General features: G+C 42.8%; 21 protein-coding genes and 2 pseudogenes. 9 read left to right on the plus strand and 14 right to left on the minus strand.

What is annotated here, in order from left to right:
- Positions 1-33: 33 nt before the first annotated feature.
- The 7 genes and pseudogenes from E5Y90_RS11110 to E5Y90_RS11140 all read right to left on the minus strand — a co-directional run.
- Positions 34-246 (minus strand): hypothetical protein, encoded by a 213-nt coding sequence (locus E5Y90_RS11110; protein ID WP_174659039.1) that lies wholly within the window; start codon positions 244-246, stop codon positions 34-36.
- An 852-nt stretch (positions 247-1,098) separates the two neighbouring features.
- On the minus strand, positions 1,099-1,320 hold the full coding sequence (locus E5Y90_RS11115; RefSeq protein ID WP_174660215.1) for a hypothetical protein: 222 nt from the start codon (positions 1,318-1,320) through the stop codon (positions 1,099-1,101).
- Between the two features lie 261 nt (positions 1,321-1,581).
- Entirely contained in the window at positions 1,582-1,788 is a 207-nt protein-coding gene (locus tag E5Y90_RS11120) for a hypothetical protein (RefSeq protein ID WP_151207550.1), read from the minus strand.
- Positions 1,789-2,266: 478 nt separating this feature from the next.
- A pseudogene (locus tag E5Y90_RS17500) lies at positions 2,267-2,633 on the minus strand (DUF4126 domain-containing protein); the annotation flags it as partial.
- Positions 2,634-2,741: 108 nt separating this feature from the next.
- On the minus strand, positions 2,742-2,885 hold the full coding sequence (locus tag E5Y90_RS11130; protein WP_086322766.1) for a zinc ribbon-containing protein: 144 nt from the start codon (positions 2,883-2,885) through the stop codon (positions 2,742-2,744).
- A gap of 643 nt (positions 2,886-3,528) precedes the next feature.
- Positions 3,529-4,320, minus strand: coding sequence for a 3-hydroxybutyrate dehydrogenase (locus E5Y90_RS11135; RefSeq protein ID WP_174660216.1), 792 nt, complete (start codon positions 4,318-4,320; stop codon positions 3,529-3,531).
- Between the two features lie 37 nt (positions 4,321-4,357).
- A pseudogene (locus tag E5Y90_RS11140) lies at positions 4,358-4,595 on the minus strand (GntP family permease); the annotation flags it as partial.
- A 643-nt stretch (positions 4,596-5,238) separates the two neighbouring features.
- Here E5Y90_RS11140 and E5Y90_RS11145 point away from each other — a divergent pair.
- Complete coding sequence (locus tag E5Y90_RS11145) at positions 5,239-6,633, plus strand: GntP family permease (RefSeq protein WP_228723992.1); 1,395 nt, start codon at positions 5,239-5,241, stop codon at positions 6,631-6,633.
- Positions 6,634-7,196: 563 nt separating this feature from the next.
- Here E5Y90_RS11145 and acnD read toward each other — a convergent pair.
- Entirely contained in the window at positions 7,197-9,815 is a 2,619-nt protein-coding gene (acnD, locus tag E5Y90_RS11150; protein WP_174660218.1) for a Fe/S-dependent 2-methylisocitrate dehydratase AcnD, read from the minus strand.
- Between the two features lie 1,015 nt (positions 9,816-10,830).
- On the opposite strand from acnD, the gene E5Y90_RS11155 reads away from it, so the two are divergent.
- Both E5Y90_RS11155 and E5Y90_RS11160 read left to right on the plus strand, forming a co-directional pair.
- Entirely contained in the window at positions 10,831-11,556 is a 726-nt protein-coding gene (locus tag E5Y90_RS11155; protein ID WP_174660219.1) for a YgfZ/GcvT domain-containing protein, read from the plus strand.
- A 316-nt stretch (positions 11,557-11,872) separates the two neighbouring features.
- Positions 11,873-12,673: a tetratricopeptide repeat protein gene (locus E5Y90_RS11160; RefSeq protein WP_174660220.1), complete on the plus strand. Its 801-nt coding sequence runs from the start codon at positions 11,873-11,875 to the stop codon at positions 12,671-12,673.
- A 75-nt stretch (positions 12,674-12,748) separates the two neighbouring features.
- Here E5Y90_RS11160 and E5Y90_RS11165 read toward each other — a convergent pair whose 3' ends face one another.
- Positions 12,749-13,675 carry an AEC family transporter gene (locus tag E5Y90_RS11165; protein WP_174660221.1) on the minus strand — a complete coding sequence of 309 codons (927 nt, stop codon included), beginning with the start codon at positions 13,673-13,675 and terminating at the stop codon, positions 12,749-12,751.
- Between the two features lie 59 nt (positions 13,676-13,734).
- Positions 13,735-14,844: an NADH:flavin oxidoreductase/NADH oxidase gene (locus E5Y90_RS11170; RefSeq protein ID WP_174660222.1), complete on the minus strand. Its 1,110-nt coding sequence runs from the start codon at positions 14,842-14,844 to the stop codon at positions 13,735-13,737.
- 401 nt (positions 14,845-15,245) lie between these two features.
- Here E5Y90_RS11170 and mutM point away from each other — a divergent pair, with 401 nt between their 5' ends.
- Complete coding sequence (gene mutM, locus E5Y90_RS11175; RefSeq protein ID WP_174660223.1) at positions 15,246-16,100, plus strand: bifunctional DNA-formamidopyrimidine glycosylase/DNA-(apurinic or apyrimidinic site) lyase; 855 nt, start codon at positions 15,246-15,248, stop codon at positions 16,098-16,100.
- Entirely contained in the window at positions 16,097-16,381 is a 285-nt protein-coding gene (locus E5Y90_RS11180) for a peptidylprolyl isomerase (RefSeq protein ID WP_151204519.1), read from the plus strand. Before mutM ends, E5Y90_RS11180 begins: the two co-directional genes overlap by 4 nt.
- Before the next feature lie 113 nt (positions 16,382-16,494).
- On the opposite strand, the gene mscL is transcribed toward E5Y90_RS11180, so the two are convergent.
- Both mscL and typA read right to left on the minus strand, forming a co-directional pair.
- Complete coding sequence (gene mscL, locus E5Y90_RS11185; RefSeq protein WP_151204518.1) at positions 16,495-16,932, minus strand: large conductance mechanosensitive channel protein MscL; 438 nt, start codon at positions 16,930-16,932, stop codon at positions 16,495-16,497.
- A 177-nt stretch (positions 16,933-17,109) separates the two neighbouring features.
- Positions 17,110-18,945 carry a translational GTPase TypA gene (gene typA, locus E5Y90_RS11190; protein ID WP_151204517.1) on the minus strand — a complete coding sequence of 612 codons (1,836 nt, stop codon included), beginning with the start codon at positions 18,943-18,945 and terminating at the stop codon, positions 17,110-17,112.
- 172 nt (positions 18,946-19,117) lie between these two features.
- On the opposite strand from typA, the gene E5Y90_RS11195 reads away from it, so the two are divergent.
- The 3 genes from E5Y90_RS11195 (at position 19,118) to E5Y90_RS11205 (ending at position 23,055) form a co-directional block, all read left to right on the plus strand.
- Positions 19,118-20,488, plus strand: coding sequence for a uracil-xanthine permease family protein (locus tag E5Y90_RS11195; protein WP_151204516.1), 1,371 nt, complete (start codon positions 19,118-19,120; stop codon positions 20,486-20,488).
- A gap of 66 nt (positions 20,489-20,554) precedes the next feature.
- Complete coding sequence (locus tag E5Y90_RS11200) at positions 20,555-21,589, plus strand: methyltransferase (protein ID WP_151204515.1); 1,035 nt, start codon at positions 20,555-20,557, stop codon at positions 21,587-21,589.
- Entirely contained in the window at positions 21,589-23,055 is a 1,467-nt protein-coding gene (locus tag E5Y90_RS11205) for an amino acid permease (protein WP_174660224.1), read from the plus strand. The genes E5Y90_RS11200 and E5Y90_RS11205 overlap by 1 nt, the downstream gene beginning before the upstream one ends.
- A 55-nt stretch (positions 23,056-23,110) precedes the next feature.
- Here the strand turns inward: E5Y90_RS11205 and E5Y90_RS11210 are convergent, their stop codons facing one another.
- Both E5Y90_RS11210 and omp38 read right to left on the minus strand, forming a co-directional pair.
- Positions 23,111-23,644, minus strand: a complete 534-nt coding sequence (locus E5Y90_RS11210) for a peptidase C39 (RefSeq protein WP_174660225.1) — start codon at positions 23,642-23,644, stop codon at positions 23,111-23,113.
- 99 nt (positions 23,645-23,743) lie between these two features.
- Positions 23,744-24,805, minus strand: a complete 1,062-nt coding sequence (omp38, locus tag E5Y90_RS11215) for an outer membrane protein Omp38 (RefSeq protein ID WP_174660226.1) — start codon at positions 24,803-24,805, stop codon at positions 23,744-23,746.
- Positions 24,806-25,167: 362 nt separating this feature from the next.
- Here omp38 and E5Y90_RS11220 point away from each other — a divergent pair, with 362 nt between their 5' ends.
- Entirely contained in the window at positions 25,168-25,689 is a 522-nt protein-coding gene (locus tag E5Y90_RS11220; RefSeq protein ID WP_174660227.1) for a GspH/FimT family protein, read from the plus strand.
- Positions 25,690-25,692 lie beyond the last annotated feature (3 nt).

Here is a 25,692-nt window from a genome sequence, read left to right on the forward strand (position 1 = left end):
TCCGCCTGTCAATCCAGCCCCCTAAAGTACCAGCTAATCTGCCAGATAGGATTCAACTGTTGATACCATCCGGGCTTTCTTCAGATAGGGCGTATTGCTATCCCGATCTTCAATACTAAACAGCCCCTGATTGGCCAACTTGATTTTCCCCAGACTGCTTTTTTGAATAAACTGATTTATCAGCCTCCAATCAACGCCTTTGATATTTTTACACTTATTTTTTATAGTTTCGACTTCAATCTGCAACGCATAGCCTTTATAAGCTGATTTATATAAAAGCTTCCTCTCTGTTGGGGTTCTAAAGTAATCAAGAGTCTCAAAATAAGCTCATTAAAAACTCCATTTAATAAATCTATACCCTATAAAGCGCTACTCATACAGCGGGATTTAGATGAGCTGTATCAAAGCGTCTGAGGCTAAAATAGCAGATTGATGCAGAAGAAATGAACGCTTATGTGTATATGCTGTAAGTCTGGAAGGATAATCAACAGCTGATTTATTTTAGTTCTTCTCTGGTTATTCTTTGAGAATTCTTTAGGGTGTTGGGAAAACTCTGAATGGTTTACTTCAACTATCACTCTTTGTAAGAAATGATCTTATAGCCTATAAACTTTTGATCTATAGCGTCCTAAGCCGAATCGAGACCTTTTGGGTACGTACTGCACTCGCGTTTTGCGCCGCTCACAGCATGCTACTCTTTTCGATCCCATCACACCCTTGAGAGATATAATAGATAAAACCCGACGGGATTAATTTCCTATGTTTTTTTAATTTTCTGGATTTTTGAAAATTTATTTCTTTAGACATCTATGAATCGAAAAATATTTCCCCTCTCCCTTATTTGATGCTATTTTCTTCTGGAAAAACCAGTTTTCACGGTATTTTTATACGTGAGTTTTTACAGCAGTCATTTTAAAAGCATGGCCTATTATTGTACTTAGATTAAATTCTACTGATGGACTGTAAAGATAACTCCGCTCTAGTCAGCCTCTGATTTAATAATGTCAGGCCGAATCCACCTGTCGCCCATCCAGCCCATTATTAAAGGCTTATAAAAGTTTTTGATTAATCAGTTTGATCACCACAATCCGAACAGCTTTAATGCACAAACAGATGACGGGTATGATGATTGATATAGGCATTCAAGCCATCGCCATATTGAGCCAGCTGCTTCATATTTTCGACATGCTGATAGCCTGCGCTACTATAGCTATAGGTATAAACTTTTGAGCTTTTCTTAAATTGAACCCGAATAAACTCTCTACCAATCTGATAATTAGCCACACCTGAATCATGATTCAGATCGAGATAATGTTGCAATTGAGCCGTTCCTAACACTATAAGTCTTATCGTTTATATGGGGATTTTTCGATCAATTTTCAAATTCTATTTCTCGCCTTAATCATAGCTTTGGTGTAGTCAGACATTCTGAGAGTCGAGGTGAAATTAAATATATAAAAATCAATATAATTCAGCATCTAGATAAGAATTAAGTAGTTTAAGCATGAGCAGATATTGAAAAACCCCACCTTAGGAGTGGAGTTTTTTCAGTAGTTAATTTTTTTAAGTTTTAGACCGGTCTTATACAGCACAGCATTTGCTACAACCTTCTACTTTTTCAGTCGGCCAATTTATTCTTGCACGCTGATAAGCCAGTGCATAATTGGCGAAATACCCCAGCACAACTTGATCGTCAAATGCGGGTAAATCCTCACAACCGAGCGTTGCATTGTGTATTAGGTGTATGCCTTGGGCTATCGGTTTTTCATCTACAATAAATTTTATCATTTTTAGTTCCCCCATGTTTTTTTAGAATTTTCAACCTTCAAAAAACCATACAAAAATTATGTGTTTATAAAATTAAACCGATAATGCGCAAAAATCAATCATTTTCATAAAAGATGATAGTTTTTGAAATTGAATAAAAAAGACAGTTAATTATAAGAAAAATAGTTTAAAAAAGAGATTTTGCCTGATTGAGAAATTCGTCTTGGCTTTTTAAATGGTATGGGAGGTTTTTATAAAACTTACTGTCAAATTAATGAAAATTAGCTTTGTATCATAGAACAATCTATATCTTCCTGTTTCTTCTGTTATAGCCAATGCACGCCTCATATCACCTTCACAACCAGAACAACGCCCAATACTGGCACTCAAAATGACAAGACGGACAATAAGCCGATCTATTCCCTCTTGTTAGACAACACACGATTGAACTCCCTAGGGTTACAGTCGACAGGCCACGCGCATTGAATGTACTCATTTATACGGTTCCTGCCGTACCACTCCCTACAATAATCGCCTTGGCCCAACTGGCAAACTGTGACATTGCTCCACCACTGACAACCATACTGGTGAGTGTGCCCGCGAGCCTTTTTGCCGGGGTCGCTATGGTGTCTAAGACATTATCGCCCCATGGCATATAGTAAGTTGCGATTTCACAGAAGATAGCAATACGCCAAGCGATACCCACGAATAGTATTGCCAAATACTCAAAACTTCTCATAGGTTCAAACCATCCTATGAGAGCAGCAATACTCATCAGCAACAAGGAAAAAATACGTGCAAACCGTAGGCTGTATCCAAGCCACGCCAAGGCATAAACCTAATACTGTTTCTCTATATATGCCCATCTAGTGCTTGATGCTTTTTATAAAGTTCTAGATTTAAAGTAACAAAAAAGCCCTATGGAGTAATAGGGCTTTTTTTAAAACAGGGAGTAACTGTTTTATTTATGCTGCTTAGGCATTCTTATTGTTGAATTGATTGCCAAGGCATTTGGTACACGGGGGTAAACGATCAGTACCAATTTCTAAGTAGGTGCGGTGGCCGCATTTGACACAAAAATAGAAGCCTGTTCCGGGTTTTTGACCAGCTGTAACCATCTTTGCTCTCCATAGGTTTTAGAAATGGTGAACTTAGTGTATATCCAAAATGTAAGGGCTGTCTATTGGTTATTTTGAATAAAAATGATGTCATTTTTGCAAGAAATGATTTCAGAAAAATTATGCTGGGTTTATAAAGGTTGAGGGAGCATCTTTAATGGTTGCAATTTGCATTACAGCTGAAGCGCTTTGTGATCTTGTGCTGGCTCCTCCTCTCTTTTTATAAAAAGTCAAAGAGTATGGATGTCAGAACTTTAAGCAAGCTACAGTGACTATTTTTTTTACGTAACGTTAATTTGTTACCACAAAGGAAAAATTCAGCTATTTTTTCTTCAAGGTGAACTTGCTAAGTCAGCAGATAGCTTGACTACAACTTGTTATATAACTTTCGCGACAGTCATTAGATTGCTCTATTCCAATTACTTAAACCATGATTCTTAATCCCTGATTATAAAACACATCATATTTATGCAGATAATTTGAACTAATACTCTCGATTAATTTCTGATATTTCATAAAATGAAGATTGAGTCAGGTTTTACTTTCGCATGCGCTCTCATGATTCTGCGAATATACCTAACTTTAAGACTCACTACACAGGTGCCGCACTTGGAATTTGAATCCGCGGTTAAATAAATATAAATTAATCATATTGGGCAGTATAACCACCGTCTATTACCACAGCTTGTCCTGTCACACCGCCCGCCTTATCACTGGCAAGAAAAATTGCATAATCTGCAATTTCTTCCACACTCAGTAAGCGTTTTTGTGGCACCATCGCCAAAATCACATCTTCTAATGCACGTTGTTCGCTGACATTGCGTGTTTTAGCCAAGTCATGAATTTGACCACGTACCAATGGCGTATCAACATAACCGGGACATAAAGCATTTACTGTAATGCCCTCACCGGCGCACTCTAAAGCTGCGACTTTGGTCAAACCAATCACACCATGTTTAGCACTGTTATAGCCCGCCTTACCTGCAAATCCAATTAAACTATTAATCGAAGCCATATTAATAACACGGCCAAACTGCTGGGCTTTCATGATTGGAAATGCATACTTGATACCAATAAATGAACCCACCAACATGACATTTATTAGCTTTTGATATACTGCCGTTGGAAAGTCTTCAATCAGGGCGATATGTTGAAAACCTGCATTATTAATTAAAATATCCAGACGGCCATAAGTTTTTTGAGTCAGTTCAATGGCAGCTCTATATGCCTCTTCATCTGTGACATCACAAGGCGCAGACAACGCGTCAAAGCCTTCTTTTTGAAGTGCAATCACAGCCTCAGCGCACTTTTCTACATTCATGTCAGAAATAACAACTTTAGCCCCCTCCTTGGCAAATTTCTTTGCAATTTCATGCCCAATACCACTGGCTGAACCTGTAATAAATGCAACTTTATCTTTTAGCAGTTGACTCATCATATCCTCCGTTGTCTGATTTTTTCATTCTAAATTCTTAAACAACACCCAACCAAGTAAAGGCAGCAATCACTACAAATACAGCAATGGTTTTAATGATCGTAATGGCAAAAATATCTTTATAGGATTGATTGTTTATGGGTTAAAACCTGTGACCACCTGTAAGGTAACTGCGCCATTATGCGTAAAGTATCTATACCGCATAATGCCATTGCAGCATTGTACTGATCCGCCATCACACCTAGGACAATACTCATCCCCTCCGAGGCTGACCCCATACTCATGCCAAAACCACAGTGGTAGCAGTTCATATTGCTGGGCATTTTCATCAATGATTTTTTAATTAATTCCAAGTGATAGACTCTAGTGCTTAAATTAAGCAGACCAAATAGTTTAGTGCGATCAATTGGTGACTTTACACTTCAATATATGACGCTTGTTTAACATCAGATGTATCGCTATGGTTTGATTTTTTTGTTATCTATGGTTGGTGAATAAACATCAACTAATGGTTCTAGCTTGGTATAGCTACAGTATTCGGCTTAGTTGAACCCCATTTAATATAATTTTTTTGTTGTAAAGAAAACTCAAAAGACAAAAAATACACAGCTTCCTATCAAAATATAAATCAAGAGTTACAATAATACGGTGGAACTAATATTTCTTGGCTCATCGCATTATTTATTTTAGTGCGTGTAACGGCATTATTTTTAATTTACGCCTAACTCAGAAAATGAAACCTGTATAACAACAGTGGTTAGTTTAATAAACTCAATTGATTAATTTAAAATCATTATACTAAGGTGAAACTGGCTTAGCGTCAAAAGGGTGTCAGCTTAATAAGTTAATAAGGCAACCATGATCCTAGACCTTTTAGAAAAAACGTTAGGGATAACGATAAAATAACAACAGGGAGAAATAATGGGCACTTTAGCAATCCTCATCTCATTGGCATTACTGATGTTTTTTGCCTATCGAGGTATTTCAGTACTGATTTTGGCACCAATTATGGCAGCGATTGCCATTTTTCTTTCTGGCGACATGCTATATATGATGCCCCAGTACACAGAAACCTTTATGTCTGCTTTGGGCGGCTATATTTTAAAATTCTTTCCTATTTTTTTATTGGGTGCCTTATTTGGCCAGTTAATGGTTGATTCGGGTGCTGCATCCAGTATTTCAAACTGGATCATGAAGAAATTAGGGTATAACCGAGCTATTTTGACCGTGGTATTGGCGTGTGGTGTATTGACTTACGGTGGGGTATCACTGTTTGTGGTGGCTTTTGCTATTTACCCCATTGCCAAGTCTATGTTTCAAGCGGCAAATATTCCAAAGCACTTAATTCCAGGTGCCATCGCTTTAGGCTCATTTACCTTTACCATGACCGCTCTACCAGGTTCGCCTTCCATTCAAAATGCGATTCCGATTCCTTTTTTTGGTACCAATGTATTTGCTGCCCCGGGTATTGGCGCCATTTCCGGTTTGATCATGTTTGGTTTGGGCTGCATCTGGTTACAAAGCCGTGCCAGTAAAGCCTATAAAAATGGCGAAGGATACGGTATTGATACCCAAGAAGCAGAAAACTTAGAAGACGGTTTGAGCTCTCAAGGTGAAATGCCAGTATTTTTGGCATTTTTACCCTTGCTGTTGGTCATTGGTGTAAATGCTCTGTTCACCTACATTCTTTTTCCCAGCATGGACTTCAGTTCGTTCAAAGAACTCTATCCAAACTTAGATCCAAGCAAACAAACAGGTTTGTGGGCATTGGTGATTGCCTTGATGGCGGCATGTTTAAGCTTGATTTTATTACGCTTGGGCAAATGGAATAACTTAAAAGAAACTGTGAACAAAGGTGCGTTGGGTTCGATGTTGCCAATTTTCAACACAGCTTCTGAAGTGGGCTATGGTGCAGTTATTGCATCATTGGCGGGCTTCGTGATTATCCGCGATATGGTGCTAAATGTATCAAGTAATCCATTGATTTCAGAAGCCATCGCCATGAATATTTTGGCAGGCATTACCGGTTCTTCTTCTGGCGGTATGTCGATTGCCTTATCGACTTTGGGTGCCGATTACCTGGCCATGGCGACTGCTGCTGGTATCAACCCTGAATTATTACACCGTATTGCGGCATTGGCGGCAGGCAGTTTAGATACCCTGCCTCACTCAGGTGCGGTTATCACATTACTGTCTATCTGTGGCATGACGCACAAACAATCTTATGGCAATGTGGCCATGTGTACGGTTGCCATTCCACTGGTATCGCTTGTTGTAGCGATTACTTTGGGTACGCTTTTCGGCTCATTCTAATCCGTATTTACAGGATGCTGCAAAGCGTCCTGTAGCCATTTTTAAGGATTAAATATGAAACTGGCTTAGATAGATGACTTTCATATAGATTGATCTCATAGCTTAACCTACACCATAGCCCCCGAAAAAGACTCTCAATTTGCAATTTTTGAAACCGGTTTATGAGAGTAATGATATTGATATCATCGCTACAGTAACCAAAGTTGTTCATGAGCGGAAACGGTTTTACTGTGACACCATTTACAACATACATGGCCAAAGAGTGATTGAGGGCGAAGTAGAATTCTGGGGACCTAGCCTCACAGTTGCACTTTACTGCTGACTTGTGAAGCTCATTTACTAAAATGTCTTGAGAAATCAGAAGCTCTCTATAAAAATGCAATCCGTTTTAGCACTTATTGAGCCATTTGGAATTAAACCAACTTGTGTACACATTGATGCAAAGGTGTCTTCACTAATTTACCCAAATCTCTCATATATGCTTAAAATCTTTTTAAATAAAAAAACCCCACTTAACAGCAGGGTCTTTTTACAATAATAACAATTACTTTAAGCTTAAAGTCTTATGCCACATTGCCTTCCAAAAAATCCTGTGCAAAGCGCTGCAATACCCCACCGGCTTCATAGACAGACACCTCTTCCTCAGTATCCAAACGACAGGTCACCGGGACTTCAACAATCTGATTCTTGCCATCTTCAGTTGCACGCTCAATCACCAAAGTTAAGTCAGAACGCGGCGCAATATTCCCCATCACGCTATACAGCTCCGTCCCGTCCAGCTTCAGGGTTTTACGATCCGTGCCCGGTTTAAACTCCAGCGGCAACACTCCCATACCGACCAGATTGGTACGGTGAATACGCTCAAACCCTTCTGCTACAATCACTTCTACCCCGGCAAGACGCACCCCTTTGGCCGCCCAGTCACGGCTTGAGCCCTGACCATAGTCCTTGCCCGCAATAATGATCAGCGGCTGTTTGCGGTTCATATAGGTTTCAATCGCTTCCCACATCCGCATCACTTCACCTTCCGGCTCCACCCGTGCCTTTGAACCCTGTTTGATGCTGCCGTCAGAACGCACCACCATTTCATTAAACAGTTTCGGATTGGCAAAGGTTGCACGCTGCGCCGTCAAATGGTCACCGCGGTGCGTTGCATAAGAGTTAAAGTCTTCTTCAGGCACCCCCATTTTGTGCAGGTATTCACCCGCTGCCGAATCCAGCATGATGGCATTCGATGGTGACAGATGATCCGTGGTGATGTTATCGCCCAAGATTGCCAGTGGACGCATATTCGCAAGTGTACGTGGTGCAGCCAGTGCGCCTTCCCAGTAAGGCGGGCGGCGGATATAGGTACTTTGCGGACGCCAGTCATACAGCGGACTTGCTGCCTGCTCACGCTCCCCCAGATCAAACATCGGGATATACACCTGCTTGAACTGTTCCGGTTTAACCGATTCTTTGACCAGGGCATCAATTTCTTCATCCGACGGCCAGATGTCTTTTAAGTAAATCGGGTTACCGTCTTTGTCATGCCCTAATGCATCTGTTTCGATGTCAAAACGGATGGTTCCGGCAATGGCATAGGCCACCACCAAAGGCGGTGAAGCCAAAAATGCCTGCTTGGCATAAGGATGGATACGTCCGTCGAAGTTGCGGTTACCTGAAAGCACCGCTGTGGCATACAGGTCACGGTCAATAATTTCCTGCTGGATGTTCGGATCAAGCGCACCCGACATGCCGTTACAGGTGGTACAGGCATAAGCGACAATACCGAAACCCAGTTTTTCCAGATCACCCAGTACTCCGGCTTCTTCCAGATATAAAGCCGCTGCTTTAGACCCCGGGGCAAACGATGATTTCACCCACGGTTTACGCACCAAACCAAGCTCATTGGCTTTACGTGCCAGCAAGCCTGCTGCCACGGTATTACGTGGATTTGAGGTATTGGTACATGAGGTAATCGCAGCAATAATGATCGCTCCATCTGGCATTAAGCCTTCTGCTTCTTGCGCGCGAGCTGCTTCTAAATTGCCGGCAATGCCTTTTTCTTTCAGGTCCGCCGTTGAAACACGCGCATGCGGATTGGAAGGTCCGGCAATGTTACGTGTAACGGTAGAAAGGTCGAAACGCAGCACACGCGGATATTCCGCCTGTGTCATGTCTGAGGCCCAAAGACCGATTTCTTTGGCATAGGTTTCAACCAGCCTGACCTGCTCGGCTTCACGGCCCGTCAGCGTTAAATAATCAATGGTGTTCTGGTCGATGTAGAACATCGCTGCAGTTGCACCATATTCAGGTGTCATGTTGGAAATCGTCGCACGATCCCCCACCGACATGCTGTCTGCACCTTCACCAAAGAATTCCAGATAGGCACCCACCACACGCTCTTGACGCAAGAATTCTGTGAGCGCCAGTACAATATCGGTTGCGGTAATGCCCGGCTGACGCTGACCGACCAGCTCCACCCCGATAATGTCAGGCAAACGCATCCACGAAGCACGGCCAAGCATTACGTTTTCAGCTTCTAAACCGCCCACCCCGATTGAAATCACGCCCAGAGCATCGGTATGCGGTGTATGCGAGTCGGTACCGACGCAAGTATCCGGGAATGCCACGCCATCACGATTTTGAATGACTGGAGACATTTTCTCCAGATTGATCTGGTGCATGATGCCATTGCCCGCCGGAATCACATCGACATTTTCAAACGCGGTTTTGGTCCACTCAATAAAATGGAAACGGTCTTCATTACGACGGTCTTCAATGGCCCGGTTTTTTTCAAAAGCATCCGGGTCAAAACCGCCATATTCCACCGCTAGAGAGTGATCAACGATCAATTGCGTTGGTACCACCGGATTGACTTTGGATGGATCGCCGCCCTGCTCGGCAATGGCATCACGCAAACCGGCAAGGTCAACCAGTGCGGTTTGACCGAGAATGTCATGACAGACCACGCGGGCGGGATACCAGGGGAAATCGTGATCCTGTTTACGGTAAATCAGTTCTTTTAATGACTGTTCCAAAATGGCAGGATCGCAACGGCGCACCAGCTGCTCGGCCAGTACTTTGGAGGTATAGGGAAGTGTGGCATAGGCGCCTGGCTGGATATCTTCCACAGCCTGACGCACGTCATAATATTCCAGCGGGGTGCCTTGCAGCGGTTTACGATATTTTTTGTTCATAGCTTACCTGCCTCTTGCATCATTTTTTCCTACATCATTGTTGTTAAGAATGACCATCGCTTAAGTGGCATAGTACACTGCCGAAAAGCCACTTCCCAAATCATTTATATTTCATATACTTAGTTGCAAAAATCCGCATTTCAGCAACATTTTGTTATATATTTTTTAGAATATCCGCTCTAAATGTTCTTTTTTTAAGCAATTTTAGCATTTCCTTCCTATTCTTTAGTATGAGATCGATTTGCTGAAGTAAAAATTAATTGAATTCTATATATTTAAATAAACCTTTTAAGCATTTATAAAATCTATATTTTTTATATTTACCCCAGTATTTCTAACCTTCAAAAAAATGAAAATGGCGAACTGGCGGCTTCGGGGCGTATAGTTATTCTGTGGCAAGATAAAACCACGCTCATACTTCCAGTGAATAAATTCTGGTGTTGAAAAAATTCAATACGTTTGTGCAGTACCACCAATACATCAACCAAGGCTAATTCAAATGGTTGTATCGGATAGAAGATTATACCGAACTGAATAATCCTAACTCCTAGGGATTAGCCACTCACACATCTCGAGCTGGCGTTCGTGATGTCTTGGGCCTAACCCTCAAAGAATGGTCCAATAAACTATTGCAGCCTGTTCACAATGTCGGACCAGAAACTGAAAAAAATGATTTCGATCAGCTTAAGTTTCTTCCTGTCACGACAAGTACCTACGATGGTTTAACTATCGATCAATTACCCCATACTTTCTGTTTTGCATCTTTTAGATCATGAAGCTCGGGGCATGATGGAAATTATGCGGATCTACGATGACACATTTGACTGTAACCGCAAACTGCCCTCACCTCCTATGAGCTTGCCTATTACCGCAGAGCCCAATCGTGTTCATTAATGAGCAGTTTTACAAGTTTTATTCAGCCTAGAGCAATATGGGCTTTTTGTTTGCCTATCTGCCTTGCATGTTGCAAAATATCAGGATTAATGATTTGTGAAAATATACCCAGAGGCTAAACATGGCAACATCTACTGCTTTTATACTCTTCACTCTAAATGGTGTAGATGCGCAAAAATTCCTTCAGGGTCAAGTGACTTTAAATACTGAAGCATTAGCCGAAAACCAGACGCGTTATACTGCCATCTGTAGCTTAAAAGGGCGTATTCAGTTTGGGTTGTGGCTAAAGAAAATCAATTCAGAAAGCTTTGAAATTGTCACCACCCAAGACCAAGCCGAAGAATTTGCCAAACATATTAAAAAATTCGGGGCTTTTTCAAAAATGAAACTGGAAGAAGTCGGCACGGTTTATCCGACTTTACACGGTGAGCATACTGAATTTTCCCCAGCCGAAGCTGATATTGCCCTGTGGAAACAGCAAGCTATTCGAGCCGGACAAGCTTGGATTGAAGCAGATATTGCCGGAGAGTTTCAGCCGCAGGAATTACGTCTGCATCAGCGTGAAGGGGTGAATTACGACAAAGGGTGCTATTTAGGGCAGGAAGTGGTGGCACGCCTGTGGTTTAAAGCCAAACCAAAAGCCTGGTTGCATCTCATTCAAGGTACAGGCCCTGCGCCTGCACAAGCTGAACAGTTAAATCGAGGTGTCCAGGTGGTCAACAGTACCGCATGTGAAAATAGCTATATTGCACTGGTGGTTGCCCGCCCTGAAGCTTTGACTGAACTGGATGTGACGGTTTTGGATTTACCTGAAAGCTTAAGTGGCGATGTGGCGCGTCCGCAGTAAGTGCTTTTATTTTAAAACTCATCCAAAAAGCCAAGCCTCTACGCTTGGCTTTTTAGTTTCTGTTTCTCGTTTAATCTTGTTTTTTAACTGTGTATTCAGGGAGTATCTGCAGACTTTAAAGATAAAATCGATGCATAATTGATGCTGAAAATACAGATTAATGCCTAATTTTAAATTATTTACCAGTCAAACAACTGTTTTTTATTTCGTGACAAATTCCTTATTTACAAAGTCCAAAATCCTTTTATGATGGAAGGACAATGATTAAAACCACACCATGGAATCAGGTGTAAAAAATATTAAGGTTATAGGAACCATGAAGAAAAAGTTAGTACTCGCTGCAATTCTTGCAGTTTCTGCACAATTCACGCTGGCCAATACTGCTGCTGTTCCAGTTGATCCACAATTTACTAAAATTGAAGAAATGGTTAAAGCCAATAATTTTAAGGGCGCCTATGAGGCCTTAAACAAGCTGGCGAGTCAGGGAAATGCTCAGGCCATATATAACTTAGGCTATTTAACACAATCTGGCCAAGGGACTGTCAAAGACGAGAAAAAGGCCGTTCAGCTCTATGAACAGGCTGCCAGCAAAGGCTATCCGGTTGCGAATTATGTCCTTGGAAAAAACTATGCTGCTGGCACTTTAGGCTTAAAACAGGATCTGACCAAAGCCAAACAGCATTTAGAAAAAGCATCAGCTGCAAATTTTGATGATGCGACCATTGATCTGGCTGTGCTGCTGTTTGCAGAAGGTAAACCCGCCTCTGACAAAAGTGCCCTGCAAAAATTACAGCCTCTGCTGAATAAAGGCAATTTGCAGGCAATTCATGCCAAAGCACTATATGACATCAGTCTGGGCTTTAAAAATAAAGATGAAAAGCCGGTTCAGCAAGGGCTGAGCAGCATTCAGGATCTGGCTAAAAAAGGCTATATCCCTGCCCTGATGGCAGTGGCCAACATGTTTGCCAATGGCAGCATCGTGCCGCAAAACCTGCCTGAAGCGAAAAAAATCTTTGCGGCACTGGCAAAGGAAAATATTCCACAAGCCAAAGAGTCCTTGGTCACAGTGGATAAAATGATTGCGGAGCAGAAAAAAGCACCGGCGAAAAAAAGCTAATCCCTTTTTCTTCAGTTCTGAAAAAAGCTCCAACAGGAGCTTTTTTGATGCGGACGTTTTCTTGAATATCAGCTTTTAACTCCACCATAAGGTAATCAGTCCACTGGCGACAATAAAACCTGCAATAGTACTCATCAATAAGGGAGTTAAAGTCCGTTCCTTTAAACCATAAGCCTGCCCCAACATGCCATACAAGGTGGGCATCGGCAGGGCTGCAATCAGGGTCCCAGCATAGATCATTTCCTGACTTAAGCTGGTCAACTGGCTGAGCCCCAGATACATCAGTAAAGGCATCAGGATATTGCTGGAAAACACCAGATAACAACTTTCTACATTTACATATTTCAGACTGGTACCCACAATTCCGCCGCCAATCACAAAGAGTGCCAGCGGTGAAGCGGTTTGTCCTATCATGGCAAAAACCTGATCAAGATAAACCGGCACCCGGATCTCGAATACGGCACAGCTGATGCCCAGTATGACTCCGACAAATAGGGGATTTTTAAAAAGCGGCAAGATGGTACTTTTCAAAATACCACCCAGATTGGATTGCTGCTGACTACCCATTGCCGCCAGTACCAGCACCATAGGAAGCAGCAGCATACTTTCAATAATAACGACCAGAGAAGTATAGGTCAGGGCTTGTGGTCCGACCAGCAAGGTCAGCATAGCCGTCCCGATCAGCCCGGTATTGGACATGGCTGCACCCAGAGATAAAATCGCGCTATGTGAAAAACTATTCTGGAAATGACGACGCATTATCCAGAAACCGGTCGTATACAGCACTAAAGTAACCGTGCTATAGACCATAAAGTATTCAAAATACCAGATTTCATGCAGGTCTTTAGAAGACAGAACTTGAAAGAACAGCAAGGGCAAAGCCACTTTAATAACAAAAGCACCAACTGTATCAACCTGTTCTTTTTTTAAGATTTGACATTTCACACTGAGGTAACCCAACCCCACCAAGAGAAAGATAGGTACAATGACCGAAAAGATCATATGAAAAAACCTGTTGCAAATGAAGCATGATTATAGGCCCTGGTACGGGGAAACAGGCTTTAAAAAGGCTTAAATAAACCATTTAGCCCATGAGGTGCAGAACGTAAATATTGGGGTGAAATTTTAATTTCCTGTTTCAATTCGGCAGCTGCATGCCAAGGCCAGTGTGGATCATATAAAATGGCACGGGCAATCGCGATGGCATCGGCCTGATCCTTCTGTAAAATTTCCTCAGCCTGTTCAGCATCAGTAATCAGCCCCACAGTAATCACCGGAATCTGGACTTGGGGCTTAATTGCTGCTGCAAAAGGCACCTGATAACTTGGTTTTATATCGATTTTTTGCGCTATATGCAGGCCTGCGCTGGATACATGAATATAGGCAGCTCCCAGAGCTTCCAAAGCTTTAGATAGTTCAATAGAGGCATTAATATCCCAGCTTGGCTCTTCTTCAATCCAGTCTGTTGCTGAAATACGCACACCCACCGGATAGCCTTCTGGAACGACTGCTTTCATCGCCTGGAACACTTCCAGAGTCAAACGCATACGATTTTCTAATGAACCACCATATTGATCTGTACGCTGATTCGACAGCGGAGACAGAAATTGATGCAATAAATAACCATGTGCAGCATGTAACTCAACCAGATCAAATCCAGCGTCTACGGCACGTTTGGCACTGTGTGCAAAGTCAGAAATGACCTGCTGGATTTCCAGCTCACTCAGTGCTTTAGGAGGATGCTCATCTGCCTGAAAAGGAATACTACTGGCAGATACGGTTTGCCAGCCATGCGGTTCATCGGGCTTGAACTGCCCTCGGCCCGACCAAGGCTTGTCAGTAGAGGCTTTACGGCCGGCATGCGCCAGCTGAATACCAAATGGCATAGGCGAGATGGATTTGACTTTGGTCAGCAACGTCTTGATCTGGTCCGCCTGCCGATCATTCCATAATCCCAGATCGGCATAGCTGATCCGACCCTCGGGCTGCACGGCCGTCGCTTCTACAATACATAGCCCCGCACCGGAAAGTGCATAACTCGCCCACTGCTGTTCATGCCAATAAGTAATTTCACCCTGATCCGTTGCAGAATATTGACACATAGGTGCAATGACAATTTTATTGCTGAGTTCTAATGCACCGAACTGGAGAGGCTGAAATAATAATGTCATGGGTTCTTCCTTTTTATTCATTTTCAATCAGGGTCAGGCAAAACTGATAAACAGGCCATTGAGACCTGGTTATTTATAACGTGAATGCTGCTTTTTTAAAAGATGATACGGCGACTGAGTCCCAGGACCGGCATATCATCCTTATTTTTTGTAGCACCTGGATTCACCAGCTCGTGCAGGTTCGAAGCTGATATCAGCCCCGGCGTTGCATGAATTTTAAATTCCAGTCTTTTTTTATCCTTTCTGAATAAAAAGTATAAATACCTATTCAAACATCGCACTATTTTAAAATGCACTAAGTCGGCAATGATCGGTCATTTTTCTCACTCCCCAACGTGATTCACTTGCAATCCCTTTCAAATCACCCAATATTAATACCATTCTCCTGTTGCTGATGTGTTATGCCTGAATTACCAGAAGTTGAAACCACTAAAACCAGTTTATTACCCTTAGTTGAGCAAAAAGTGCTACGTGTCGAAGTACGACAGCCAAGCCTACGCTGGCCGATTCCAAATGATCTGGCCAAATTGCAAGGTCAGCGTCTGATCGGACTAAACCGTCGTTCCAAATATATTCTGGCTGAGTTTGAAAACGACAGTATGCTCTGGCATCTGGGCATGTCAGGCAGTTTTCGCCTCTGTGAACCGCATGAAGAATTACGTAAACATGACCATTTAATTATCCAGTTTGAAGATTTTGAATTACGTTATCACGACCCTCGCCGTTTTGGCTGTATTTTGTGGCTAGATGAGTATTCACAAACGAAGTTGATTGATACTTTAGGTCCTGAACCTTTAAGTGAAGCATTTGATGCTGCATATTTAGCGCAAAAATTAAAAAATAAAAACACTGCGATTAAAGTTGCCATCATGGATAACCATGTCGTGGTGGGCGTTGGCAATATCTACGCAACCGAGAGCCTGTTTAATCTTGGCATTCATCCGGCCCAGCCCGCCAAAGACCTAAGCCCAAGTCAAGTTGAAAAACTGGTCCTTGAAATCAAGCGCATTCTGAAGCAGGCGATTGAGCTCGGTGGCTCGACACTCAAAGACTATACCAATGCCATGGGTGAAAACGGTTATTTCCAGCAGACCTTGCTGGCCTATGGCCGTGCCGGTGAGATGTGTGTCAACTGTGAAACCCCCCTTGAAAATCTCAAACTGGGACAGCGTGCATCGGTATTCTGTCCACAATGCCAGCCGTTAAAAGCAGTTAAGCTAGCTGCGAAGCCAGTGATACAGGGGAATAAAACATGAAGTCCGCTATCGTCCGTCATATTCTGGTTAAAGATAAAGACACTGCCGAGCAACTGAAAAAGAAAATTAAAGGCGGTGCAGACTTTGCCAAAATTGCCAAACAACATTCCACTTGCCCATCCGGAAAAAAAGGCGGTGAACTCGGTGATGTAAAAAAAGGCCAACTGGTTGGGCCAATAGATAAGGCCGTGTTCAGTTTGCCAGAACGCGAATTACATGGCCCAATCAAAAGTCAGTTCGGCTGGCACTTGCTGGAAATTAAATTCCGGATGGATTTTTAAGCCCGGCTTCTTCCTTCTACTGATGGCAGAGAAAGAGCTTTTGAGTGATAAAAATGAGCATTTGCGTAAAAAAACGGCGCCCCACGCGCCGTTTTTTATATAAGCCCAAGCTCTTAAGCTTCAGGACGTTTTTTCAACTCATCCCGAATTTCACGCAATAATGCAATATCTTCCGGGGTTGCTGCAGGTGCTGGCTCCGCCTCTTGCTTACGGCGCATTTTGTTCATCACTTTAACCAGCCAGAACACCACCCAAGCCAATAAAATGAAATTAATCAGAATCGTCAAGAAGTTACCATAGGCAAAGATATTTAAACCAGCTTCTTTTGCAGCTGCCAGATTAGTAATGTTATTTGGATTATCGCCCAGTACCAGGAACCAGTTTGAATAATCAACATCTCCACCTAGAATCCAGCTGATAAAAGGCATAATTAAATCAGCAACCGCGGAATCAATAATTTTACCGAAAGCGCCACCAATGATTACACCAACCGCCAGGTCCATCACATTGCCTTTAACAGCAAATTCTTTAAATTCCTGAAGAATACTCATAACTTATTTCAACCTACTCTTATCAAGTTTTGTCCTGAATTATACATGAGGCAGGACTTTTGATTTTTATTTAATTTACTGGGTTTTGGTAAATTACGCTTGGATGCTATCCAAAAATAAAAAACCGTAATCTCCAGGAAGATTACGGTTCATTTAATCTGATAAATCGTCTAAAGATTATTTATCACGATTACGTTTACGTTCGTTTTCAGTCAGGTAACGCTTACGAATGCGGATTGACTTCGGTGTTACTTCAACCAGTTCGTCATCTTCAATGAATTCAAGCGCTTGCTCAAGTGTGAATTCGATAGCTGGCGTCAGCGTCAAGGCTTCGTCAGTACCCGATGCACGTACGTTCGTTAACTGTTTTGCTTTGGTCGGGTTAACTGTCATATCGTCAGAACGAGAGTTAATACCAATGATCATACCTTCATAAACTTCTAATTGCGGTTTAGCAAATAGACGGCCACGATCTTGTAGGGTGAATAATGCATAGCCCAAGCAAGTGCCTTGAACCATAGAAATCAGCACACCATTTTGACGTTTCGCAACAGTACCTGCTTTCGCCGGACCATAATGCGAGAAGCTTGAAGTCATGATACCTGTACCAGAAGTCATGGTCATGAATTCAGAACGGAAACCAATCAAGCCACGTGAAGGGATCGTTGCTTCAATACGGATACGGCCTTTACCGTCAACTTCCATATTGGTTAACTCGCCCTTACGGTGACCCATTTGTTCCATTACAGCACCTTGGTGCTGATCTTCGACGTCGAAAGTCACGTTTTCGTACGGTTCTTGCATTTCACCATCGATTTCTTTCATGATCACTTGCGGACGAGATACACCCATCTCGAAGCCTTCACGACGCATGTTTTCGATCAACACAGAAAGATGCAGCTCACCACGACCAGACACTTTAAAACGGTCCGGACTGTCAGTATCTTCAACACGTAATGCGACGTTATGAATCAATTCGCGGTCTAGACGTTCACGGATATTACGTGAAGTAACGAATTTACCTTCTTTACCAGCAAATGGTGAGTTATTGACCTGGAAGGTCATCGACACTGTAGGTTCGTCTACAGAAAGCGGAGGAAGTGCTTCAACAGCTTTCGGATCACAAATCGTGTCAGAAATATTTAATGCATCGATACCTGTGACACAAACGATATCACCCGCAGATGCTGACTCCACATCCACACGATCTAAACCATGATAACCCATGATTTTCAGGATACGGCCGTTACGCGTCTTACCTTCTTTATCAATAACAGTAACTGGCGTATTTAATTTGATCGAACCGCGCTGGATACGACCAACACCGATAACACCTACGAAACTGTTATAGTCCAGTGAAGAGACTTGCATCTGGAACGGACCATCAACGTCAACCGCTGGTGGTTCAACGATGTCTACAATCGTTTGGAACAACGGAGTCATGTCTTCAGCCAACTCATCCGGAGCAGGACCCGCTACACCACGAAGACCTGAAGCATAAACAACCGGGAAGTCTAACTGTTCATCAGAAGCACCCAAGTTATCGAACAAATCGAATACCTGGTCGATAACCCAGTCTGGACGCGCGCTTGGCTTGTCAACCTTGTTGATGATCACGATTGGCTTTAGACCACTCGCAAAGGCTTTTGCTGTCACAAAACGTGTTTGCGGCATTGGACCTTCCTGAGAGTCAACCAGAAGCAGTACACAGTCAACCATCGACATTACACGTTCAACTTCACCACCGAAGTCGGCGTGTCCCGGGGTGTCCACAATGTTAATACGGTATTCAGTATCAGTACGTTTGTCTAACCATTTGATTGCAGTATTTTTTGCAAGAATGGTAATACCACGTTCACTTTCGATAGCACCCGAATCCATGACACGCTCAATCTCACCCGCGCGATCACCGAGAGCACCTGATTGTTGCAAAAGTTTGTCTACAAGAGTAGTTTTACCATGATCGACGTGCGCAATAATGGCGATGTTACGGAGAGTTTTAATATCTGACATGTAAATTCAATGCGTATGTAATTTGAGGGCAGATTATACAGAAAAATACTAATTTTTTATAGTGGCTGTTTATTTACAGGACTAATTTTTTTCTCCTTATGTCCCCATTTAGTTTGTAAAGGCGTGTAACTCGATTAGAATAGCGCCACTCAGCCTTAATTTTCTTTGACACATGTCTGATTTTAATCAATCTCCCCCTTCAAAAGATCAACTTGACCTGGTGTATGGTCTGGAAGATCGTCCTAAACCTTTTATTGCTTTTTTAGCCGCTTTCCAGCATCTCCTGGCAATTATTGTCCCGATTGTGACCCCCGGCCTACTCATCTGCCTGGCACTGGGTGTGTCGAAAGAAGATACCAACATGATTTTATCCATGTCATTGGTCATTTCGGGGATCGCTACATTTCTACAATCTAAAAAAGTTGGCCCATTTGGTGCCGGCCTGCTAATTGTGCAAGGAACCAGTTTTAATTTTATTGGTCCTATTATTGGGATTGGTTCTGCCATGGTGGCGGCGGGCACACCGGTCGAATCAGTAATGGCCGCTATTTTCGGTGTGGTCATTGCAGGTGCCTTCATTGAGATGGGCGTTTCACAAATTCTGCCCTGGATTAAAAAACTGATTACCCCGTTAGTTACCGGAATTGTGGTGCTGCTGATTGGTTTGACCTTAATTAAAGAAGGTCTGATCAGTATGGGGGGCGGTTATCAGGCCATGAGCGATAAAACTTTTGCCAATGCCGACAACCTCATCATGTCATGCACCGTACTGGCCCTGATTATTATCTTGAACCGGGCACGTATTACCTGGGTAAAAAGCTCTGCCATTCTCATTGCACTGGTGGCCGGCTATATTCTGGCAGGCTTCATGGGTCACCTGGATTTTTCCGGTCTCAAAGATGCACCTCTGGTTCAAATTCCGACCCCAATGCACTTTGGTCTGGACTTCTCCTGGAGCCTGTTTATTCCCATGGCATTTATCTACCTGGTAACCTCGCTGGAGGCGATTGGTGATATTACGGCAACTTCTAAGCTGTCAAACCAACCTGTCGATGGTCCAGAATGGATGAAACGTATTAAAGGCGGTGTTCTGGTCAATGGCGCCAACTCACTGCTTGCTGGTATCTTTAACACTTTCCCGAGTTCAGTCTTTGCGCAAAATAATGGCGTCATTCAGCTGACTGGTGTGGCTAGCCGTTACGTTGGTATCTGGATTGCAGCCCTTCTGGTGATTCTGGGTTTATTGCCTGCTGTCGCTGGTGTCATTCAGGCTGTTCCACAAGCCGTATTAGGGGGCGCCGTGATGGTGATGTTCGGTGCTGTGGCTGCATCAGGGATCAATATTCTGTCTGGCGTCCATTTAGACCGTCGTGCCCTGCTGATCATTGCGATTTCTCTAGCACTTGGTCTGGGTGTTGCACAGGTACCGCAAATCCTGGAACATTTACCTGAACTATTCCGTAATATTTTTAGTTCTGGCGTAGCGACCGGCGGTATTGCCGCACTTATTTTAAATATTGTACTTCCAGAAACAAAGAAGTAATTGCATGTCCAGAAAACACTGTTTAAGCCCCACTTGGACAGTGTTTTTTCTATTGGAGAAAGATCTATGGATCCTAAAAGCGAAGTTTTATTAAGACAATACGATTATTTGTCAGGTCGGATTTTATTACTGAATGCACCGACCGATGAGCTTCTTGCTGAGTTTGGTGAGTCGATCCAGCCCTCAATCTGGACATGGAACTTTAATGATTACCAGTATTTTCAGGCACGGCAGGCAGAGGTCCATTTTGGCACTGAAATTCCTGCAGGAGAATTTGATCAAGCTGTTATCTTTGTTCCCAAATCCAAAGAATTACTCAATTATTTGATTCATAACCTGGCCGTACAGCTAAAACAGGGAAGCAGTATCTTTCTGGTGGGTGAAAAGAAAGGCGGCGTAGAGCGGGCAGCAAAGCAATTACAAGCCTATGGTAAAGCCATTAAACTAGATAGCGCGCGTCATTGCCAACTATGGCAATTAACCTTAGACTGCGCGGTCGAAGCGAAAACTTTGGCAGACTGGGCTCAGACCTATACAGTTCCGACTCCTAAAGGAGAGTTAACGGTGTGCGCCCTTCCAGGCGTGTTTAGCCAAAATCGCCTGGATGTAGGAACTGCGGTACTTCTTCCTTATCTGAATCAGGTTAGCTCAGGCAAGATTGCTGATTTTGGCTGTGGGGCCGGTGTGATGAGCGCCTATCTAGCCAAACTGAATCCAGAAAATCGGATTTTTGCACTGGATGTAGATGCTTTTGCATTAGCCTCTACACAAATGACCTTCGAGAAAAATCAGCTGAGTCCGCAGCAGCTTGAAATCAAAGCCATTTCGGGTATTGAAGATGCACCGCTATTTTTACATGCCATTGTCAGTAATCCTCCTTTTCACCAAGGGATCCAGACACACTATGATGCCAGCGAGAACCTGTGCAAGACTGCACGTCGCCACCTCAAATCCGGTGGTGAATTATGGATTGTGGCGAACCGCTTCTTAAATTACCCAACTTTAATTGAGCAAAGTTTTGGTCAGTGTACGGTTAAAACGGATCAAAGCGGCTTTAAAGTGCTGTTTGCCAGCACTCAAAAAAACTTTAAGGAATCATGATGAGCGAAACTCAACACAGTCCACAGCTGCAGCGTAAGCTGAGTGCTCGTCATTTGAACATGATTGCCATCGGCGGTTCCATTGGTACCGGTTTGTTCCTGGCCTCAGGAGCAACTATTGCAAATGCCGGACCTGGGGGTGCGCTCATGGCCTATGCCTTAATCGGCATCATGATTTACTTTCTGATGACCAGCTTAGGCGAACTTGCCACACACAACCCGACATCTGGTGCATTTTTCACCTACGGCACCAAATATGTGGAAGGCGGTTTTGGTTTTGCACTGGGCTGGAACTACTGGTACAACTGGGCAATTACTGTTGCTTTTGAACTGGTTGCAGTTCAGTTCATCATGAAATTCTGGTTTCCGGATATTCCCGGCTTCTATTGGAGCGCCATTTTCCTGACCGTGGTCTTTGGAATTAATGCCTTGACCGTTAAAGGTTTTGGTGAATCTGAATTCCTCTTCTCGCTGGTTAAGGTTCTTGCCATTATCGTGTTCATCATCATTGGCATCTTCATGATTTTCAAAATTATGATGACGCCTGAGGTAAGCGTCTTTGGAAATTGGAGCAAGGGAGAAGCCCCCTTTGTAGGGGGATTATCGGCCCTTATTGGTGTGGCGATGATTGCCGGATTCTCTTTTCAGGGTACTGAAATGGTGGGAGTGGCAGCGGGAGAATCCAAAGATCCGAAAAAGACCATTCCAATTGCCATCAAACAGATTTTCTGGCGTATCTTGCTATTTTATATCGTCTGTATTTTCATTATCGGCACCTTGATTGCCTATGATGATCCACGTCTTTTACAGGCTGCCGCTACAGATAATATTGCGCTTTCACCCTTTACCCTTCTGTATGAGCAGGCCGGTTTTGCTTTTGCAGCCAGTGTGATGAATGCCGTGATTCTAACTGCAATTTTATCGGCAGGTAACTCTGGCATGTATTCCTCTACCCGCATGTTATTTGATATGGCACGTAAAGGCAGTGCACCAAAAATATTTGGCCTACTCGATGCTCGTGGTGTACCCATGAACGCGCTCTATGCCACCACAGCGATTGCCGCCTTATGTTTCTTGACGACTTTTATCGGTGAAGAACAAGTATTTAACTGGCTGTTAAATATGTCAGGCATGTGTGGTTTTATTGTCTGGCTAGGAATTGCAGTTTCGCATTACCGCTTCCGCAAAGGCTATATTGCACAAGGCTATAAACTGGATGAGCTGGCTTATCGTGCCAAGTTCTTCCCTTTCGCACCTTGGTTTGCATTTACGCTCTGTGCCATTGTGGTTCTCGGTCAGAATTATCAGGCGGTTCTGGAAGGAGAATGGCTGGCCGTATTGTCAACTTATATCGGCATTCTGTTATTCCTGGTCATCTGGCTGGGCTATAAATGGAAATACAATACCAAGCTGATTTCCTATCAGGAAATGGATGTGCAACCTATGAAAGTTGATCGGAATGAATAATTTCTTGTGATCTAAAAAAGCAGCTGAAATAGCTGCTTTTTTTTACACTTTTAGATTAATTATGCCGCATGACAAAATGACGGTCATCAATCACAATGACCTGCTGACAAATCCCCCCTACTTGGCGCTGCTGTTCAAACACCTCTTTGGACATTGGCTCAAAACTATCAAAGAAGCTGATTTCATTTGCATTGATGTCATAAATTAAAGAATGATTTCCCACACCCTCTAAAGTGTCATAAAACACAATAACAAAAGTGCCCTGTTCTACATAAGCTTGAATATCCGCATAAGCAAGAGGAAACTCGTGCACAGGAAGTTTGAGTTTTTCGGCTTTCTGATAAAAGTCGACTTCTATCGGTTGTTTATCGAGATCGGGTTCTGTATAGAAGTTCACATCCAATCCGAGTGTACTTAAAGCCACTGCTAATGCAATACTCGAAGCTCCCATCTCAGTATCATGGCAAGTCAATTGCACCAAGTCTGGAATATGTAAATCGATACCATAATGATGAAAGATCATCCAGATTGCAAAAATTCCGCTATTGGCCTCCAGCTTTTGCAAATCCTCAGGAATTTCCACACTCATGTCTTTACTCAATTCAATTTTAGAAAGACAAGTGTAGGCAAAAAATCAATATAAAAAAAGGCGGCTCATATGAGCCGCCTTTTAACATTCAATAATAAATTATTGAGCTGTTTGCTGTTCGCCTTCCACTAGTACAGTACGGCTACCAGTGATTGTCGCGAATACGCGACGGTTCATAGCACGACCTTCTTTAGTGTTGTTGTCAGCAATCGGTTGATCCCAAGCGAAACCTTGAGTAGACAAACGAGCTGCATCAACGTTGTATTCGTTTACAAGTGCAGACTTCACAGAGTTAGCACGAGCTAGAGATAAACGTTCGTTCAATGCACGTGGACCAGTGTTGTCAGTGTGACCTTCGATACGTGCAGTTGCGTTTGGATATTCAACCAGTTTCTCAGCAACTTTAGCGATTTCTGGCTTGTACTGGTCTTTGATGTTTGACTTGTTAGTATCAAAGAATACGCGAAGTTCCATGTTCAGGTCTTCAGTCAACTCTTGTGGAGCTGGAGCTACTGGAGCTACTGGCTCAACCGGAGCAACTTCTACAACTGGAGCAGCTGGTTTCAGACGGCCACCTAGAACTACGTTAAGACCAGCAAGCGCTGTATAGTTCCAGAATTTTTCGTCAAAGTGGTAAGTACCACGAGCTTCAGTACGTAGTGCCAATGCATCGTTGATGTGCCAGAACGCACCGATACCCGCGTTACCTAGAGTACCTTCTTCTTCATCACCACGAGTACCGCGATCTACGCCATCGAATTCATATTTGTAGTGACCAGCACCTAAAAGCATGTATGGCTTTACTTTGCTGTCATAGTTACCAGTGAATACATCAGAAGTTGCATAGAAGTTACCTGCAATGTTCTGACCTTTGTATTCTGCACCAGAAGCTGCATAATCTACATCGCCTTTAACTTGGCTATATTCAGCTTCAAAACCTAACCATGGAGTTAATTCAACACCAATCGCAGCACCAACGAATAAATCGTCTTGCATTTCACCTTGAGATGGATTTAATAACTCACCGTCATTACCGCCATTGTTGTGCTGGGTGTCTTGGAATGTGTAACCTAACATTAGTGGAGTAACAGTTACGCCTGCGTTTGCAGCAGCAAAAGGAGCTGCTACAAGCATTGCTAAAGCAATACGACTCATTTTCATGGATTTATCCTCCAGAGATAACAATTGTTGTTCAAGCTCAGGCCCTGATATTAGGCCACCCTGAGATAGGCTTTTTTACCCCAGTTTTATTTTTAAGCTATTCACATGGCATCATACAAACACTTTATTATTTTTCCAAGTGCTTGATTAATTTAATCAAGTAAATTATTGACAAAATTACTTACAATTTCCGTTGTAATTCGGTAATTTTTTACTCAATTTCACAGCGCAAATCACCTATTTTAAGTACCAATTTATTTTTTGACGGCTTATTTGAACTCTTTAAAAATATTCAATACAGCCTAAAAACGCATAATTAATAACATATTTCTTATAAAAAAATATATAATTCAGGTAACTCTATGTATATAAAAATAACAAGAGCATTTACGCTTGTAGAACTGATTATCTGTATTGCGCTGATCGCAATTATGGTGACAATCGCACTACCTTACGCTCATGGCTACTTTTCCAGACAAGAAGCCAAAGCTATTCCGGCTAAATTATTTTCCATAAATCGCTTTGCACGTAGCCAGGCAGCTGTACTGCACCAAAATGTAGTGATCTGTCCTAGTCAGGATGCCTTAACTTGTCATCCAACGCAATGGAATAAAAGCTTGATTGTATTTATAGATAGAAATAGGAACCGTCAAGTAGATCCAGGCGAACATATTTTACATATTGATCAATTAAACCTTAAATACGGTAACTTAAGCTGGCGGGGTACTCTACGTACACCTAGTATTACTTATCAATCCAATACAGGCTTACCGATTGGATCAAATGGCAGCTTTTATTACTGTTCTACTTATCAAGCCGCTCAGCAACGCATTGTATTGAGCAAAATGGGGCATCTACGGATTGAACATCTGTCTAGCTGCTAAGGA

The sequence above is a fragment of the Acinetobacter sp. 10FS3-1 genome, from assembly GCF_013343215.1.
GTDB classification, from domain to species: Bacteria; Pseudomonadota; Gammaproteobacteria; order Pseudomonadales; family Moraxellaceae; genus Acinetobacter; species Acinetobacter lwoffii_C.